Raw genomic sequence first — 18,996 nt, forward strand, 5'->3', positions numbered from 1 at the left:
CAAATCTTGGTGGCTGCCCCAACCTCAGCCACCATCGAGAGAGAACTTCAACCACCGAAACAGTTTATTTCTTTTTTACACACGGTGGCTGAGGTTCTCGAAGCCACCGTATAATGAGGCCCTCGAAGCCAACATAATTGGGGAATGAATATACTGATTGAAAAGGTGGCTTTGGTTCTTGAAGCCACACACTATTATTTATTTAGCTGAGGCTCTCGATGGTGGCTGAGGTTCTCGAAGCCACGTACTATTACTTAGTTGGCTGAGGCTCTCGATGGTGGCTGAGGTTCTCGAAGCCTCCGTATAATGAGGTTCTCGAAGCCACCGTTAATGCCACACTATCCTTACATGCCTAAGGATAATTTTATCGCTTAAAAGAAGTCTTTCATCGAAATATTTTTTACAACTCAATGAAAGACCTCATATTTAATGAAAATATCCCTAATTGATGAAAAAACATGTATTATACGTCTTATTAAGCTTTATAAGTTTAGTAAATCTGCAGGCTCAAAACTCCTTGCAACACTTGAAAGTGGAATACCAATCCCAACCCATTGGATTGGATGAACAACATCCCCGATTTTCATGGCAAATGCAATCCCAAGCTAAATCCAGAGGAAATCAACAATATGCATATCGAATTCTTGTTCGTGATGCCAAAAACCAAGTGGCTTGGGATAGTAAAAAAGTAAACTCTCCCTTGTCTTTAGGAATCAATTATGAAGGCTTGGCCTTACAAGCGTCTCAAAAATACCAATGGACCGTTCAGGTTTGGGATCAACAAAATAAAGTAAGTTCGGCATCTTCTTGGTTTGAAACAGGATTATTAAATCCTAGTGCACAAGCATGGAGTGGCGCTGAGTGGATAGGCGAAAATGACTTACCGCTGTATTCTCATTATTTATCCATGTACAAAATTCAATTTGGTATACAACTGGATGAGGCCTCTAAATCCACGAAAGCATCATTTGTTTTTGGAGCAAATGACCCTCGATTGCAAAACAGAAATTTGAATATCATGGATGTGGCCAGCGGTCCCAATGCCTCCTACATTCAATTGGAATTGGATATTAACCGTGTGGCGGAGTCAGATTCAGGATTAGCCCAGCTAAATGTATATCGCCTAGGTTACGACAAAAAGGATAGCCCAACTAAGGCTTTTGCTAGTTTTAAAATAGCTAAATCTCTTATTTCTCCCGCAAACAAATACCAGAAACATACCATTTTTGCTCAATGTAATTTTGGTGTTTTTGATTTTTATATCGACCAAATAGACCCAGTTCACAAAATAAACGGAGCACCTGCTGGAGCTGCTGCTGCACCCAGAGGAGGCCAATCGGGACTTAATCTGAATCCAGTAGGCAGAGGAAACAACTTCATCAGTTTCCCGATGCTTTCAGAAATTGGATTTCAGGTACCAGCCAATCAAAAAGCCTTATTTTCTGGGGTCTTGGTTAAAAACTTCCGATACCCAAGTAATACCTTATTTGATGCGGCTGAAAACCCTAGTCTATTGACACAAAATGGCATTCAGTGGGATGGAAAGCAATTCCAAATTTCGGCATCTTCAGAAAATGTATTGGTTTGTGCCAATCCAAGCCGATTTGCCGCTCCTATGTTACGCACACAATTTGCCAGTGTTCCCAATAAAGCCATCAAACAAGCACGTATTTATTCGACTGCGCGTGGTATTTATGAATTATACTTAAATGGTGAGCGAGTAGGGAAAGACTTTTTTAATCCAGGTTTGACGCAATACAATAAAACACATTTGTACCAAACTTATGATGTGACTAAACTCATTAAATCAGGCGAAAATGCCTGGGGAGCTTGGTTAAGTGAAGGTTGGTGGAGCGGTAATATCACGTTTAGTGGTGATAGCTGGAACTTCTTTGGTGATCGCCAGTCCTTACTAGCTAAACTCGTGATTCAATATACCGATGGTACGGAACAAATTATTACCACAAATCCAGAAAAATGGACTTATAGCAATGATGGCCCAATCCGTTACGGTAGTTTCTTCCAAGGGGAAGTGTATGATGCTCGTAAAGAAGCTGCCATATCTGGCTGGTCTACGGCATCTTTCCAAGCGAAAGGTTGGAAGCCCGCTGCAAAAATTTCTCTAGAAGGAACAGCCTATGTAGGAGATGTGCCCAATGCCTTGAATTACAAAGATATGAAGCTGGTTGGTCAATTGGATGATGCCGTTCAAGTGAGAAAAGTGATGCAAGCGAAGTCCATGCATGAGCCAAGAAAAGGCGTGTATGTGTATGATATGGGACAAAATATGGTAGGCTTTCCTAAAATATTCATTCCCAATGGAAAAGCGGGTCAAACCATTACCTTACGTTTTGCCGAAGTGCTTTACCCTGATTTAGCAGAATATGCTTCGCAAAAAGGGATGATCATGCTGGAAAACATCCGAGCGGCATTGGCACAAGATGTCTATATCTTAAAGGGCGGAGATGAATACATTCAACCACGTTTTACTTTCCATGGCTACCGTTATTTGGAAATTACGGGATTAGATCAAGCGCCTGCTTTAAGTCAAGTGGCAGGTTTGGTGCTTTCCTCCATTCAGGACATAGGTTCCTACTATGAAAGCTCTGATCCTTTGGTGAATAAATTGTGGAATAACATCACTTGGTCCATGCGAGGGAACTTCCTTTCTATTCCAACGGATACTCCCGCTAGAAACGAAAGAATGGGCTGGAGTGGAGATATCAATGTCTTCTCTAAGACGGCAACGTACATGGCTCCAGTGAATAATTTCATGCGCCGTCATTTATTGGCGATGCGGGATGTGCAACGTGCCGACGGGCGTTTTACCGACGTAGCTCCAATGGGGGGAGGATTTGGAGGAACACTTTGGGGAAGTGCGGGTATCATCATTCCTTGGGAAACGTACCAACAATATGGAGATAAGAATATGTTGGTAGAGCATTATGATGCCATGAAACGCTATGTGGCATTTTTGGAAACGAAAGTGGATCCAGCCAATGGCATTGTCAATGAAGGTCCATTGGGGGATTGGTTGAGCCCAGAAAATAACAAAAATGATAATACCCTTTTCTGGATGACTTACCAGGCATATAACCTAAAAATCATGTCGCAGGTTGCAGGTATTTTAGGAAATAAGTCAGACGAAAGTGCTTATTTAGGTCAATACGAAAGCAAGAAGAAAACAATCAATAGTGTTTACATCGACCCAAATACACACAGAACCGTGAAATCAGGAGTAAGAGCGGCGCGTATGGGCCCTCCGGGAGCAGCACCTGCAGCAGCACCTGCCACGCCTCCTGTCTCCGACAAGGGACAATTGATGGACACGCAGGCATCTTATGCCATTCCTTTGGCATTGGGCGTGATTGATGAAACCAATAAACCGTACATCGTGAAGTATTTGGTGGAGACAGTTCAAAGATCCAACAAAGACGATGAAGGAGTGGCACGCCCTCCATATTCACTAATGACCGGATTTATTGGGACGGCTTCTATCGCCGATGCGCTTTCCAATAACCAGCAGCATGAAGTGGCCTATGCTTTATTAACGCAGAAAACCTATCCTTCTTGGTTGTATTCGGTAGCTAATGGCGCCACGACCATTTGGGAAAGACTAAATTCGTATACTATTGAAAATGGTTTTGGAGGGAATAATAGCATGAACTCCTTCAATCACTATTCTTTTGGGGCCATTGCGGCATGGATGTACCAAACTTCCTTAGGAATTCAACGCGATGTAGTTTCGCCAGGATTTAAGCACTTCCACTTGCAACCAACACCGGATGTATCGGGTAAAATCAATTTTGCCAAAGGTTATGTAGAAACCATGTATGGCAAAGTAAGTAGTGAATGGAAAAAAGAAGGGAATGTAATGAGCTATACATTTACAGTTCCTGCCAATACTACGGCACATTTGAAACTTCCGGCTAGTTCGGCAAAGGTGACAGAAGGTGGTCAAGAGGTAACAAAATCCAAAGGAATTTCAGGTATCAAGCAAGAAGGAAATTTCTTAGAAATGGAATTAAACTCAGGTTCCTATGAGTTCAAAGTCAGTCCGCTTAACTAGAATACCCCGCCATTAATCAACTAAGGGCGATTCGTAAGGATCGCCTTTTTTTGGTGGAAAAGGATGAGAGGAAAGAATAAAATCAAAATGATTGATAATTTCACGACAGATAAAAATTATGATATGACACAAATTCAAGTTTCCGCCAACATTCAAGCTTCCATCCAGCAGGTGTGGGATTGTTGGACAAAAGCCGAACACGTGAAGCATTGGAACTTCGCTAGCGATGATTGGCATTGTCCAGAGGCGCACAATACCTTAGAAATAGGGAAAGAGTTTCATTATATAATGGCTGCCAAAGATGGTTCCTTCAGCTTTGATTTTTGGGGCACATATAGCCAAATAGAACCCTTGAAAAACCTAGAAATTACCCTGGGAGATGGGCGCCGAGTAAGCGTTCAGTTTATTCCAGAGGGCGATAGCGTTTGGGTCAAAGAATCTTTTGATCCGGAAAGCGAAAATCCAGAAGAGATGCAGCAGATGGGTTGGCAAATGATTTTGGATAATTTCAAAAAGTACGTGGAGCAGCTACCCACATAAAACAAAAAAGGCAACCAATGAGGTTGCCTTTTCTATGCGTCAATAGATTTGACTAGAATAATTTCTCTTGTGGAGGTTTAGCTCCTGCCAAACGGATATACACAGTCGTTTGACCACGGTGATGCGCTTGATGCTCTAAGCATTTAGCGATGGCCGCTTCTTTGGTCATGTCGAATCTTCCGAACATTTTAACCGATTCCGTCATTTGAGCAGCCGTCATTTTTTTGACAGAACTGATGACAAAATCATAGCCATCCATCACCAATTGGGTTACATTGGCTTTTGATTTGTCGGTTGCTTTTTCAGAAGCACCCATGGCAATGGGACTTTTCTCACCGGATGCAGCTGAAGCAAAGCCATAATTGGCATCGGTTAAGTGCAACATTTGTTCAGCAAAAGAACGCATTTCAGGAGTGGGTTTTAGGGCATAACCCGATTCAGGCATAGCGTCTAGGTACTCTTTGGTATATGCTTTAGATCTTTCCCAATCTTTGACCATAGCATCAACAGACGATTGCGCCACTGCCATTTGGCAAAGGCCTAATACAAATAAGAGTGACAAGAATAAACGAGAACGTTTCATGATTTTTTTAGGTTGGTTGAAGCGTCAATATTCCAATAAAGAAGTCAAATTTCAAAGGAATTGAGGGAATATTGTGGGGGTGGGGTATTTATTATTAATAAGATTTTTGCAGAGGTATCAATTGAAATAAAACTGTAGTTATTTTTTTATTATTGTTTTGCTGTTTGATATATTCACCTCAAACATTTCTGGTATTTCCATCGTTAGTACTTGCGGAGTGTTTATTTGTCTTGCTAAGCAAAAGAATTTGCGGAAACGAAATTCTTAAACACAGAACAATTGAGCCAATTGCTCAGCCGACACATGTTGGAGGTAGTTATATTCTTTTTTTCAGAAATATAGCTACATTTCCATATGAGCCATCTTTCATTGAAAATATTGTGTGAGTTACGTCAAAATGTTGTCCTAACTTGCTTGTCCAATAGCCATTGTTTAATTGTCTTGCAGCATGAGTTGGTTTGCCAAATTCGTCGGAATAGATAGCAACTTTTAAATACTCAGGCTCAAGATCTTCGTTTTCGCAAACTTTATACCCAATTAATTTAAAAAGCTCAATAAAACTTTCAATTTTTTCTTCACGAGGAATTTCGGTTGGCCAAAAATAGTATTTAGCACTATCAGGCCAGTACCATTTTGTATCGTCACCGAATGCCCAAGCAATACAATTGTAATGTGCTGTTTTTGGGCTTGTAACTAGAAATGGGTCATGTTTACTATTTGGAAATGGAGAAAACTCAATTTTCATCGGTTAAATTATTATTTGTTGCCCACTCAATCCAATCTTTTTTCATCAATGGAACAATCCCTTTGTGATATTCTTTAATTGGGTTTTGCCCTGTCAATGCCTCCAAAGCATAAAACCAATGAGCGTCATTTATTTTTAAGTCGTTAATTATAAAAGGTAAAATATCTTGTCCTAAACCTATGATTGACCTGTAGGCAGAATTATTGGTGATTTCAGAAATGCTTGAAGAAAATATTGTTTCATTCTTCCATATTGAGTTAAAGAAGTCGAATCGTTTTTTTAACTGTTGGTTATACATTTCTTGAACTACGACACTTTGTCCCACGAATAAGACATGGCAAGTTTCAATATTGTTTCTAACAAAATTAGCTTCATATGAAACAGCGACTGGTCTTTGTCTTTCTTGAATAGTTGGATAGGCTGTATTTATCATATGAATAATTTTCTAGTTTTCTCTGTAATACAATTTTCAAAAATTTCGTTTTTAATATTACGAATTTCTGAAAAATTTTTAGTTAAGCTTTCAACCGAATTGTTAACATTAAGCTCTTGAAAAACGTCAATGTCTAAAATAAATGGCAAAGTCGAATTAAGTATTGGCTCAATTGTTTCAGTTATTACCACATTTCTATAATCACTTTTACATGGAACTTGAATTTGCATGAAAAAATTAGCAAATGTTTGAGGTAAGCAATTTGGAATAGGAGGCATATTTAAAACATATTCCTGAAAGTCATCAATAGGTAATGGAATTTCAATTTTGTTAATATAACGTGTAGCTATTCTTAAAATGTTATTAGGTGAAAATTGTTTATTGTAAATATTCCAATATTTTAAGAAGAGGTTAAAGTGTGTCTCCCAATTTTCGTATGGTTTTAAAATGTTTAATGTAAAGCCATCAATTCTAATTTGTAATTGCCTGGAGTGGTCTTCTGACAAGAAGATAAAGCCTGTTAAGTCACTATGGGTTTTACTTTCAATTGGTTTATCAGGGCTAAACTGAAACATACCTGTAATATTATGTCTCTTCTTCTCAATAGGAAAGTCATTTGAAATGGCCTCCTTAATATTAAGAAGTTCACTAACATCAATAATGTTTAGTTTGTCAATTCGAATGTCGAATACAGCTTCTCTTATTGGAGCTTTTGGATAATTCATAAGATGAAATTAGTCAAATTTTTTATCACTACTTTTTTGTCTATTGTACTGTTTTCGAGCATTCTTTTAAATACCTTCAACATTCTCTCGCCAGTCACCGTTGGTGTATGTGAAGTGTGTAATTGTCTTGCTAAAATGAAAAATTTACAGAAATGAATATATATGAACCAAAGTGCAAATTTGACAGCTGTCTCGTATTAATACTCATTGTTATTTTAGTATATAAGTCCAGCATACTTAGCAAAATCTTCAAAGTTATTTCTAACTTCTTTTAATTTGTTCTTTATTTCTTCGCTGTTAGGTCTTTTGATAACTTGTTCTTCTAAATATTTAATCTCTATTTGATCTATTGCCACTCTTAATCTAGTCAGTAAATTTGGCATAGCAATACAAATATATTCAAAATGATTTCAAAGTTATTAGTTAAATCTCTTTCATAATGTTTAAAAAGTCTTCTAGTTTATATGCTCCTTCAACATTACGTTTACCGTAAACCATGAAATAGCGATAATTATTTCCGGCTTTACCTGCCCAAAATCCGCCAAGTCTTATTTTTTGTTCGGCATCTAAGTGGTCACCTTTCGTTTCAAGTAAAATTGTCTTGCCGCTTTTTGTGTGAATGATGAAGTCAGGATAATGATTAATAAACCCGTTAATTCTAAATCCTTTTCGTTCTATGTTCCTTGTCCAGAAAGCAATATTTGTCATGTTCCCAACTTCATTGATAACATGTTCTTCAAAGCTGTTCAAACTTCCTTCTTTCTCGTAAAGCGATTTAGTAATATCTTTAGCAGTTTCGCCTGGAGAAATGCTATTAGCTAAAGTGAACGATGGTTTCATGAACACTTTATCTGTGTCCAAGAATTCCTTGAATTTCTTTTCTGCAAACTGTTCTGAAAGTGAAATTATTTTAAACTTAATTTTGTCTTTATAAGTGTATTCGTTAGCTGCTAAGTCGCTGAATTGCTCTTCATTAAAATCTTCTAAAATTCGATTAATGTATTTTTCAATTTCCTTGTCAGGAATTGGAAACATATTTCCAATTAAGTCCATCAGCCGTTTAGTGAAATTCTTTACTCGGCTGTCTTTGCGTGAAGGGTCAAGAATGTAAGTCATTACGCTTTCTTTCACTTCTCCGTCAAGTCTTACAAATGTTGGTGTATGTTCTTTTTTGGTTTCGTCCAAGTCAACTTTGTAGAGTTCAGAAGTTATGCTATCAAACGCTATGTTGGTCTCGGCTTTGCTCAATGGAAAACCTTCTAAAAGGTTTTCTTTTTCTAAAGGCAATTCTTCCTCTTTCTTACCAAATAAGTCGTTAGCAGGAACTTTTAAATAAAACTGCGGCAAATTGATTTGCTCTGCCTGTTCTCTGAAAATTTCTTTTATACTGAATGTTTTCACAAGTTGTTGTATTTCGTTTGGCAATGCCGTTTTATGGTTGGCTTCCATTTCTGAAACCGTTTTTTCAAAGGCTTCATTTTGTTCAATAGCAGTTTTTTCTATTTCTGAAACGGTTGTGTTTAGCAACTCTGTTTCTGATGGTGCAGAAATTCGGGTTATATCAATGTCTGAAGTAATATCTTCTGTTGGTGTTTCGGTTGTTGGAAAAACAGTCAATTGTTGTAATGGGTCTTGATTTTTGGCTTCTTCCAACATGGCAGGGTCAGCCAATTTATAATCCTTGTCGCTAAAACCTGCTTTGTTCAAACCTTTCACAATGTTGTCTAATGTGTCAAGGAATTTAGTTGATGCAGTTAATACATAACTCAAATTGAGCAATGGAAAATTATGTTTCATCACATACGGCTGGCGTAAAACCCTGCCTAAAATTTGCTCAACATCAACTGCCGAACTTTTATCTGCTAATGATGCCAAGATGTAAGCAAACGGACAGTCCCAACCTTCTTTTAATGCGTTAATTGTAATGATGTAGCGGACTTCACATCCTTTGCTCATCAGGTCTATGCCTTTTATTTCGTTGATGTTTGCCGTTTTGATTTTAATTTGCTCGGCAGGAATTTTCAACTCAAGGAGTTTTTCTTTCAGTTTTTGAACGTTTGATTTTTCTTCTTCTTCGTTCAAAAAGTCTTTGCCGTTTTTAGGCTGTGCTTGAAACAGTATAATTGGACGAATGTATTTTCCGCCTTTCTTTTCTTCTTCAAAGGCTTGCAGTTCCAAACGTTTTTGAAGTTGTAAAGCCGAATTGATTACTTCTGTTTTGTCCTGATGATTGTAAACAATAACAGGCAGTTTTACCATATTTTCCTTTTTCAACTCTAAGGCATCAATAAAACTGATGATGTTGCTGTTTTTGCGTGGCGTTGCGGTAAGGTCAAGAATGAAACAAGGGTTAAATTCTTTGATCATATCTACACTTAAATCCGTTTCGGCATTGTGGCTTTCGTCCACCACTATCATCGGGTTTAAGTATTGCATTACTTTCATTAACGAAATTTCTTCGTCTTTGCCGAGCAATGCTTCAAAAGATTGCAATGAGCCGTTTTGCTCAAATACTTTTCTGCCATCTTTATTTGCGGTACGTATACTGTCAAAACTCAATACAAAAATGTTCAGAGCTTCTTTTACTGAAGTGGCATTAAATCCGCTTCCCTGCAATAATTCTGCTTTGTCAAATACTTCTACTTTGTTGCCGAAATGTGAATTGATTTTTTGGCGGTAAGGGTGGTTGGTGTCTTTTAGGTTTTTAATAGTTTGGTCTAAAATGGTAATGGACGGAACCAACCAAACAACAGCTTTTGGTTTGTCGTAAGCCAAGGCATCAAAAATGGTTTTAATAGCATTGCAGGCAATAAAGGTTTTTCCGCCTGCCGTTGGCACTTTTACGCAAATGTGCGGAACACGGGGAACATTGTTTTTGTATGGTTCAATGGCTGTGCCTGAATACGGAAACAAAGGCGTTCTCGGGTGCTGTGCCCAAAAATTATAAAAAGCGTCTTTTACGTCTTTGGTTTCTTGTATGTTTTCCAAAAAAAGTGCAAGGTCGTTGATTACTTGTTGTTGATATGGTTTTAATTCCATTGCTTAAAATCTTGTTATATCTCTTGGTATTTTCTTGAAAATGATATTGTGCTTCGTCATGAAATCCTTTGTGAGCAAACAGTTGTCGGCATAAATCACATAAGCTTCGGCTTTGGTTTTCATGGTGGCTAAAAAAGCATGGTCTAAAGTGGTTATTTCGTCTTGCTCGTAATGGAAGTAATACGCTGTGTCATTGTGCTTGCCCAAGAAATGTTTGTTGTCTTTATGTTTGGTTGGTGTAAGTGGCGTTTTGGTTTCGGTGTAATAAACGTATTGGCGAATTTTCTCCACGCCTACCAGTTCATTCAACTTACCAGCTTCTAAAAACATGGGTTGTCCCAATTGATAAAAATCAAAACTTCCGCCAGTGCCTTCGGTTGTGCCAAAACCTTTGATTACATGTTTTACTCGTTCAGATGTAATCTTGTCAACATAGTCCATCATCTCTATTATTATAAATTTTCTATTACGGCCATCTATCTGATTGAGATTTAAAACTGCATGTGCTGTTGTTCCCGAACCAGCAAAAGAGTCTAGCACGATAAAATCTTCACCATTGATTATGCTAATTAAATATTGGATTAACGTTAAAGATTTGGGATAATCAAAATCAACTCCCATCTTTTTTAAGTCAGCACTCATGTTTTGTGTACTGCCCATATTGTAAAGTGAACTTACTACGTGGCTTGCTTCTGCCCTTGATTTTATATTTTCAATTGCACCTGACTTAGATATTACAAATGTTGTGTCTTGACCTTTGCTGTCTTTTACAGGTTTGAATCCTGATTTTATAAAGTCTTCAAGTATACCTTTAGAACTCCAGCCGCTTTCTACAATTACTTCATTTTTTAATTTGAAATTAGTTATTGAAGCTTCATTTTTATAGTGGGGCCAAGCAATTGTTCTTTTTTGTATTACACCATTTTCAATATCAGATGGGAATCCAATGGGTAATAATATTTCACTAATAGGATTCTTTGGCCCATTTTTAACGACAGTATTTCTTATTTCCGTCTTAAATAATTTACTTCCTTCTGGAATGTTAGGGTCAACTACTTTTGGATGCTCGAATAAACCACTATCTTTTGAATAACATAATATATACTCATGGTTAATTTTTATTTTGGCTTGGTTATCAAAATTACCATCAGTTCTCCATGTGAAATTTGTTATAAAGTTTTGTCTTCCAAATATTTCATCACAGATGTATTTTAAATTTTGATATTCATTATCATCAATAGAAATAAATATTATCCCTTCCTTTGAAAGTAATTTGTAAAGGAGTTTTAATCGTGGATACATCATGCAAAGCCATTTATCGTGCCTTGTCAAATCGTCTCCCTCCTTACCAACAGTCTCACCTAACCATTTTTTAATTTTAGGGTCATTGACACTATCGTTATACTTCCAACCTTCGTTTCCTGTGTTGTAAGGCGGGTCTATGTAGATACATTTTATTCGTCCTTCGTATTCGGGCAAAAGGGCTTTTAGGGCTTCAAGGTTGTCGCCATGTATTATTCTGTTTCCGCAGTTGGTTTCTTGTTCGGTTGGAGTTCCATTGTCAAAGCCGCAGGAGTGTTCCAATACTTTAAACGGAACATCCAAGTGATGATTGATTACTTTATCTTTTCCTATCCAGTGTAGTGTGGGCATGGCTTAATTCAATCGTTTCTTAATTTCTTCAAACCAGTTATTAACTTCATCAAAAGCAAGTCTTTGCTGTAAAACTGCTATTGTCATGTTGCCTGCCGTTAAGGTATTCAAATGCTTTTTTACGAAACCCATGCACTTTTCTTTATAGCGTGATGATTGTGATACCCAAGGATTAGCAGGATTCCTTTCATTGTGTCTTGCTTGGGCAATTAATTCTGGAATGCCAGAATTGTCATCTATCGTAACGGCTATAGTAAAACCATCATGATTTTTAAAACTTGGAATTACAATGCTTTCGTGAAAGTAATTTTCTATTTCACGTTTTTGTGTTAAAGTCGCAAAATGGTCTAAGCCCCTTTTATTCACTTCGTCCACAAAAGGCTGATATTTTGCATCTACATCACGGTCGTAAATGTGGACTTCTTGTTTGTTCAATTTCTTCAAGTAATTATTCGTTACCCATTGTCCTAGTGTTCCGCCTCCTAAACTTATAGCTACAATGCGGCTGTCATTAATCAAATCAACTCCAAAAAGAGGTGATACTTTATTGAAAAACTCAATATCTGTCGGACCTTCCAAACACAGAAATAGTTTTACTTCTTCGGGTTCTTTCTGTAAAGAAGGTAAAACTCCTAATGTATTAGCAATTGTGTCAAGATTATCATTATGGCCGTTTTCAATTTTATTCACTCCATCTTCTTTATAAATGAAGCGGATATTCTCTACTTCAACCAAACTTGCCAAGGAAGGGCTATGTGTAGTTGTAATAATTTGGGCAACTCCATTTTCAGCAAGCTCTTTCAAAGCATCCATCAATTTCTTTTGCCAGTCAGGATGCTGTGAAGTTTCAGGCTCTTCAATTGCGTAAATTACATTTGGAATGTTTTTTTCGAGTCTTTTTCTTTCTGCTTCCGCTCTGAAAAAGTTTATTAATAAAAGTCTTCTTACTCCGCTACCACGCTTGTTCATAGGGACATCATCACTCGTGAGTGTCGGTTTGAATAAGTCAGCCCATTTTAACTCAGGGGGGAAATGAGGTTTGAGTTGCTTTGCAACTTCTTCGTTCATTTCTTTAAGTTTGTCAATAGTCAAATTTGCAATTTCAGCAATTTCATCTTCAACCTGTTTTTTGATAGCATTTAAAGCGACAAGATGTTTTTTCAAAGCTTGTTCGGCTGCAACTTTTAAAGGGTCTTGAATTTCTTTATCCTTTTCGTCATTCTTTCTGTCAGACTGGAATAATGCAAATAATGGAAGCAACGGAGTTAATTTGTCCCAAACATCTTTTACTCCTTCTTGACTTATTTCTAATTCGGTATTAGAAAATGTCAGTGTAGCACCAAATGATTGCCAAATTGCCTTTCTAATTTCATTTTTTACACTTGCTTTAAAGTCGCCTTCAATATTAAGTTCTTTAATTCGACCTTGTAGTTCCTTAATTTTTAATGATAGTAAGTCATTTGCATTTTCGTTTGATGGATGATTGCATATAATATAAGTTTTGGGCTTTGTGAGGCTTGTAAAATCTTTCTTTATTTCTAAAAGTCCTTCTGAATTTAAAAGATATTCGTCATTTAGGTTTGTCTTTGCACCTGCATCTAAATCTATTTCGTCCGGTAGATTAGAAAATACAACTGTTAGTTTTGCTGTTTCTCCGATTTCTTTTGCTTCAATGTTGATATCATCTGTGTCAATTTTTCTATTCTCAAAGAAAATATCAAGTGCTTCTAAAATAGTAGATTTACCAATATCATTTTTCCCAATTAATACTGTTAGGTCATTGAAAGATATTTTCACTGGCGCTCTGTAACTTCTAAAATTTTCGAGTATCAAGCTAATTATTTTCATTACAAATCTTTTTAATTATATAAATCAATTTTTTGCATAAGTCCATTACACATATGAAAAGGCATGAGCCCTTCATGTTGTAATCGGCTGAGGATGACCCTTGCGGGCGTTCGGAATTTATGGGCAAAGGCTTGGATCATTTCTTCAGTTAATGGAGCCGCATCTAGGATTTGTTGCCATTCATGTTCTGGCAATAATAGTTTGGCTGCAAAGGCATTGGCTTCCTCTTCCTTCTCTTGGTCCATTTCTGTTCCTGCTACATTCTCTAAGAAAACATCCTTTTTCCCATGCAAAATAATGTGTGCTGCTTCATGGAAAAAAATAAACCAAAAATGGTCATTCGTTTTAAACCTGCCTGCCATTTGAATGATAGGTTTGTTATGAAACCAGCGCGTAGCTCCACGGATAGGGGCTTTGGGTAAGTTTTGCGTAAATACCAGCGCCACGCTACAGGAAGCACACATATTTTGCAATGTTTGGGTAAAATTTTCAGGCATCAAAAAAGCCAATTCTTTCATTTCAGTCAATGCTTCTTTGAATTTCTTTTTATCAAATTCGGCTATTTTTAATTGCTTGGCTTGTATTTCACCTTGGCGCAACCAGGCTGAAATAGCATGAGGACTTTGGGTATGTGCCAATGAGATTTTAAATGCAACAGATACCTGCTCATCTACATAAATCCGTTTCCATTCCTCAGCTGAGGCCACACTAAAAAACTTCAAGAGCTTGTCTATCAAAATATGCTTCTGTTTTGTGTTGGGTAACCAACCTAATTTACGCATTTCATGGATTGGAAATGCATCCAGCCAATCAATTTCTTTTTCTAGTTCTTCTCTTTGTTGTAATTCGTAGAGTTCTTGGCGGTAGCTCTTTTCTCTGTTGAGCCAAAAACTAGCCGGTATACCCAGCACTTTTTCCAATTGAAAGGCAGTAGCTGTAGAAATGGGTTCTCTACCTTTAATGACATCATTGATTTTTTCCTTAGGTCTGCCCATTCTTTCAGCAAGCTCGGCTTGGCTCATGCCCATCAATTCAATATGCTCTTGAATGGTATCACCAGGAGGGGAGAGTAATGATTTGGCTATTTCGAGTGCTGTTGCCATATTGATTCTTTTCTTGTTCTTTGTTTTAGTGGTAGTCTTCCATGTCAATAATCCGAATTCGGGTGACATTTCCCCAGTCTAATCCTCCATCAGCTTTTTGGGGTATGGGTTCATGATTTGGCTCAAAAATCAATCGGTAATTAGTTGAAACATTCACGGCTAATTCTCTCTTTCGGTCTCCTGTCAGCTCATGGCATCTAGCCGCTGGCAGGGTTCGCATCATCGCTAAATTTTCGGCCGCACTGAGGTCTTTGAGCCTTTGATTAATATGACGAGCCAACTGACCAAAGGATTTTGCCATCTCTTTGGGGTCGGTCAATTGCTTTTCAATTTTCCTGCTTTTGTAAATGATTTCCACCGCAATTTAAATATTATTAACGAAAAGGGTTAATGAAAACAATTATAATTTTTAAATTAATTGAAAAAGCGGGTCAATAAAAAGGTAGCTTACACATTATATTCTTCCATATTTAAACCTCTATGCTAATCAAACTATCCTACATCCTCAAGCATAGTTATTCATTTCCTAACCCCATCCTATCCATTTATCTCTTGAAACCCTTACATTTGACAAAATCCAATCCAATGAAAAAGCTTCTGTTCATGGTGGGGATATCCATCCTAGGAATCTTACTGGGATTTGCCTCTTGGCAAAATCGGATGCGTGTGGATTGGCCTACTTATCATGGGGGCAATAACCGCAATCATTTTTCTCCTTTAAAACAGATTAATACTTCCAATGTCAGTCAATTATCCCTCGCCTGGGATTACGATGCGGGCGGGGCGGATACCCTCACCAACGGCACCCAAATACAATGCAATCCCATCATCATCAACGGGATTTTATACGGTGTTTCTGCCAATACCCAGGCTTTTGCAATAGATGCTAAATCAGGTGTGGAACTTTGGAAGACTAACATCAAGATTAAAACCAATAGCACCACCAGTCGAGGACTAAGCTATTGGTCCAACGGCAAAAAGTCGCGGATCTTTTTTGGCTATGGGTCCTATTTGTTTGCCTTAGATGCCAAAACTGGCAAAGTCATAGCAAGCTTCGGACAAGAGGGCAAAGTCAATTTATTGACGGGCATTCAACGGGAAGGATCCGATGAATATGTGTCTCTCAATACGCCAGTGACCATTTTTAAGAATATCCTGATCGTGGGCACTCGGGTTTCTGAATCTGCCACGGCTCTGTTGGGCGATATCCGTGGCTATGAGGCCATTTCTGGGAAATTATTGTGGACTTTTCAAACCATTCCTAGTCCGGGGCAATTCGGATATGATACTTGGGAGAAATACAATTATAAAAATCTAGGCGGCGCTAACAGCTGGATGGGGATGGCTTTGGATGAAAAACGTGGAATTGTCTATGCGCCTACTGGCTCTGCGGCTTTTGATTTTTATGGTGGAAATAGAAAGGGCGACAATCTATTTGCTAATTGCCTGTTGGCTTTGGATGCTACCACTGGGAAAAGGCTTTGGCATTTTCAGACGGTACACCACGACATTTGGGATCGGGATATTCCTGCTCCTCCTAATTTGTTTTCCTTGACCATTCGGGGAGAGAAGAAGGATGTTGTTTCTGTCTTGAGCAAGCAAGGCTTTATGTTTGTGTTTGATCGGGTCACAGGTAAGCCCATTTTCCCCATTGTGGAAACTCCTTTTCCTGCTTCCGATGTACCTGGTGAATTGGCATCTAAAACCCAGCCTATCCCCACTTGGCCTGAGCCATTTACTCGACAAAGTTTTTTCGAAAAGGACATTAATCCTTGGGCTTCCAATTATGAGGATATCAAAAAAGAATTGGCTTTGTCAAAATCAGGTCATGCGTATATACCAGTGGGTAAGGAGAGAACCATCTTTTTCCCGGGTACGGATGGTGGCGCACAATGGGGTGGAGCAGCGGTAGACGAACAACAAGTGATGTACATTCCTGCCAAAGAAAATCCTGTGTACACGTCTTTGATACCCAATACCAAAAGCCTGAAAATGACCACTGCCAGTGTTATTTACGAACAACATTGCATGAGCTGTCATGGGCAAAATAAACAAGGGAATGAAGATGGGTCGATACCTTCTTTGTTACAAATAAAGAAAAAATATGGCCTACAGAGTTTTGTACAATTATTGAATCAAGGGCGCGGAAGAATGCCTTCCTTGCAACATATCAGTCAGGAACAAAAAGAAGCCATTTGGTCCTTTCTTCAAGGAGAAAATATAGCCGTAAAAGGCATCCTTAATTTGTCTATTTCCGATTATTTGATGACGGGCTATAATCGGTGGTTTGATTCAAATGGATATCCGGTCAGTCGGCCGCCTTGGGGCACGTTGACTGCTATCAATATGCATTCAGGAAAAAGATTGTGGCAAGTGCCTTTGGGAGAATATCCAGAATTGATGGCTAAAGGAATACCAAGAACAGGGACTGACAATTATGGTGGACCTGCGGTTACGGCAGGTGGATTGGTGTTTATTGCGGCTACCAAAGATGAATATATTAGGGCCTTTGATCGGGCGACAGGGGAAGAGTTATGGCGTTATCAATTACCAGCGGCGGGTTATGCTTCGCCCTCTGTGTATGCGGTGGATGGCAAGCAATATGTGGTCATTGCCTGTGGAGGAGGCAAATTGAAAACAAAATCGGGCGACCACTATTTGGCATTTTCCTTAAATTAAGTTTCATGCAAATTCAAGAAATCCCCATCGAACAAGTTTTAGTGATTCGTCAGGAAGTCATGTGGCCAGATAAAGACCTGGATTTTGTTAAAATCCCAGACGATGAATCCGCCATACATTTGGGTGTTTTGGTGGAAGGGGGAATCAAGTCGGTTATTTCGCTTTTTAAGGAGCATCAAAGTATTCAATTTAGGAAATTTGCTACGCTTGTATCGGAACAAGGCAAAGGCTATGGGTCTATTTTATTGAAGCATGTTTTTGAACAATTTAGTCAATCGGATATAGAACAGATTTGGTGTCATGCGCGCGTTCCCAAGGCTCAATTTTATGAGAAATTTGGCATGAAAAAAGTAGGGGAAACTTTCCTGAAAAATGGAATTGAATATGTGAAAATGGAGAAAAGAATTTCCTAAATTTTCCCTGATTTTATCTTTTCTTTTTGATTTGATTTTCGAATAAAAATACCCCGTTTTTATTCGAAATAATGATGTCTGCTTTTTTGTCTTTATTGACATCCAGCACCGTAATATTTAATCCCGCTCCAGAGTCTTGATCGATCAAATACTCTTTCCATAATGGGTCTCTATATTGTTGATTAAACTCTACATAGAAAAGTAAAGCAGGGTCGCTATCCCCTGCATCTCGCCCATGATGCGCTAAAAAACGCTTTCCTGTAATGTATTCTTTTCTACCATCTCCGTTTAAATCAGCCATGATCGATGCATGGGTTTGAGCCGTACGCGTACTCATCAAATGAGTTTTAAAGCTAATCTTTCCTTGATTCAAAATTTGCTCATGCCACCAAAGCCCCAAAGCATGAGCCGATGCGCTGACGACATCGTTTCTCCCATCCCCATTGACGTCCATCACTTGCATGTGGGAACAGGCTTCTCCTAGATTCGTTGGATGGAATTTCCAGTCCCCTGATTTGACATCTTTTTTTCCCTCAAACCAGCCTTCTCTGATGACCACATCGGCCAAGCCATCCATGTTGATATCTCCCATGCCGATACCATGCGAGAAACTTTCTGTGCCAGGGACTTTTTCTTGACTTAAGGCATGTCTTTGCCATAAGGTATCCCCTTTTTGGGTGGGTGCTTGAAGCCAAACAATTTGCTTTTTGTCTTTGTCTCCACATAAAATATCCAATCGCCCGTCTTGATCCACATCTATAAAGCCAGGAGATTCATTACTGATACCCATTCCTTGGGCGATGATGTGTTTAGTCCAACGTTCACTTTTGTTTTTTGGATTCTCGAACCAAAAACCTGCTTTACCAGGGAAATCAACGATGACTACATCCTTCCAGCCGTCTAAATTGACATCCAAACAAAGGTTTAGAAAGGATTCCGAATACTCTTTTCTTGGATCAAAGGTTCTGGACGGAGCCATTTCATGTTTGACCCAATGTGGAGCTTCAAACCAGTAATATCCCGCAATAATGTCTATTTTCCCATCTTTATTTAAGTCGCCAGCCGCCACTCCTTCCGAGATAAAATCACCCGTTATTTTCGTTTTCTTAAAGTCGGATGGGGGCTGCGACTTTAATGCCAGCATGAAAAATAATAGCAGCAATTCA

At 38.5% G+C, this 18,996-nt stretch carries 15 protein-coding genes; 4 read left to right on the forward strand and 11 right to left on the reverse strand.

Translation table 11 applies throughout. From position 1 onward, the window contains the following. The first annotated feature begins 448 nt into the window (after positions 1-448). Together U0R11_RS06100 and U0R11_RS06105 are read left to right on the forward strand one after the other, a co-directional pair. Positions 449-4,069 (forward strand): family 78 glycoside hydrolase catalytic domain, encoded by a 3,621-nt coding sequence (locus U0R11_RS06100; RefSeq protein ID WP_406750588.1) that lies wholly within the window; start codon positions 449-451, stop codon positions 4,067-4,069. Between the two features lie 87 nt (positions 4,070-4,156). After that, the gene (locus U0R11_RS06105; RefSeq protein WP_406750590.1) at positions 4,157-4,609 is read left to right on the forward strand and encodes an SRPBCC domain-containing protein; all 453 of its coding nucleotides are present in this window, start codon (positions 4,157-4,159) and stop codon (positions 4,607-4,609) included. Between the two features lie 52 nt (positions 4,610-4,661). Here U0R11_RS06105 and U0R11_RS06110 read toward each other — a convergent pair whose 3' ends face one another. From U0R11_RS06110 to U0R11_RS06155, 10 genes are all read right to left on the reverse strand, one after another. After that, a complete protein-coding gene (locus tag U0R11_RS06110) occupies positions 4,662-5,192 on the reverse strand; it encodes a DinB family protein (protein WP_406750592.1) in 531 nt (176 codons plus the stop codon). Positions 5,193-5,508: 316 nt separating this feature from the next. Further along, the gene (locus U0R11_RS06115; protein WP_406750594.1) at positions 5,509-5,937 is read right to left on the reverse strand and encodes a DUF7689 domain-containing protein; all 429 of its coding nucleotides are present in this window, start codon (positions 5,935-5,937) and stop codon (positions 5,509-5,511) included. After that, positions 5,927-6,370 (reverse strand): hypothetical protein, encoded by a 444-nt coding sequence (locus U0R11_RS06120; protein WP_406750596.1) that lies wholly within the window; start codon positions 6,368-6,370, stop codon positions 5,927-5,929. The genes U0R11_RS06115 and U0R11_RS06120 overlap by 11 nt, the downstream gene beginning before the upstream one ends. Next, positions 6,367-7,095, reverse strand: a complete 729-nt coding sequence (locus U0R11_RS06125) for a TIGR04255 family protein (protein WP_406750597.1) — start codon at positions 7,093-7,095, stop codon at positions 6,367-6,369. The genes U0R11_RS06120 and U0R11_RS06125 overlap by 4 nt, the downstream gene beginning before the upstream one ends. A 215-nt stretch (positions 7,096-7,310) precedes the next feature. Beyond that, positions 7,311-7,478: a hypothetical protein gene (locus tag U0R11_RS06130; RefSeq protein ID WP_406750599.1), complete on the reverse strand. Its 168-nt coding sequence runs from the start codon at positions 7,476-7,478 to the stop codon at positions 7,311-7,313. Between the two features lie 40 nt (positions 7,479-7,518). Beyond that, entirely contained in the window at positions 7,519-10,134 is a 2,616-nt protein-coding gene (locus tag U0R11_RS06135) for a DEAD/DEAH box helicase (protein ID WP_406750601.1), read from the reverse strand. A 3-nt stretch (positions 10,135-10,137) separates the two neighbouring features. Beyond that, a complete protein-coding gene (locus U0R11_RS06140) occupies positions 10,138-11,787 on the reverse strand; it encodes a site-specific DNA-methyltransferase (protein ID WP_406750602.1) in 1,650 nt (549 codons plus the stop codon). A gap of 3 nt (positions 11,788-11,790) precedes the next feature. Next, on the reverse strand, positions 11,791-13,635 hold the full coding sequence (locus tag U0R11_RS06145) for an ATP-binding protein (protein WP_406750604.1): 1,845 nt from the start codon (positions 13,633-13,635) through the stop codon (positions 11,791-11,793). Positions 13,636-13,646: 11 nt separating this feature from the next. Further along, positions 13,647-14,738: a HigA family addiction module antitoxin gene (locus tag U0R11_RS06150; RefSeq protein ID WP_406750606.1), complete on the reverse strand. Its 1,092-nt coding sequence runs from the start codon at positions 14,736-14,738 to the stop codon at positions 13,647-13,649. A gap of 25 nt (positions 14,739-14,763) precedes the next feature. Further along, complete coding sequence (locus U0R11_RS06155) at positions 14,764-15,096, reverse strand: type II toxin-antitoxin system RelE/ParE family toxin (protein ID WP_406750607.1); 333 nt, start codon at positions 15,094-15,096, stop codon at positions 14,764-14,766. Between the two features lie 227 nt (positions 15,097-15,323). Between U0R11_RS06155 and U0R11_RS06160 the strand changes: the two genes are divergently transcribed. Continuing rightward, positions 15,324-17,417: an outer membrane protein assembly factor BamB family protein gene (locus tag U0R11_RS06160; protein WP_406750609.1), complete on the forward strand. Its 2,094-nt coding sequence runs from the start codon at positions 15,324-15,326 to the stop codon at positions 17,415-17,417. Between the two features lie 5 nt (positions 17,418-17,422). Beyond that, complete coding sequence (locus U0R11_RS06165; RefSeq protein WP_406750611.1) at positions 17,423-17,830, forward strand: GNAT family N-acetyltransferase; 408 nt, start codon at positions 17,423-17,425, stop codon at positions 17,828-17,830. Positions 17,831-17,843: 13 nt separating this feature from the next. Here the strand turns inward: U0R11_RS06165 and U0R11_RS06170 are convergent, their stop codons facing one another. Next, a complete protein-coding gene (locus U0R11_RS06170; protein ID WP_406751095.1) occupies positions 17,844-18,974 on the reverse strand; it encodes an FG-GAP repeat domain-containing protein in 1,131 nt (376 codons plus the stop codon). Between the last annotated feature and the right edge of the window lie 22 nt (positions 18,975-18,996).

The organism is Aquirufa salirivi (assembly GCF_045310485.1).
GTDB lineage: Bacteria > Bacteroidota > Bacteroidia > Cytophagales > Spirosomataceae > Aquirufa > Aquirufa salirivi.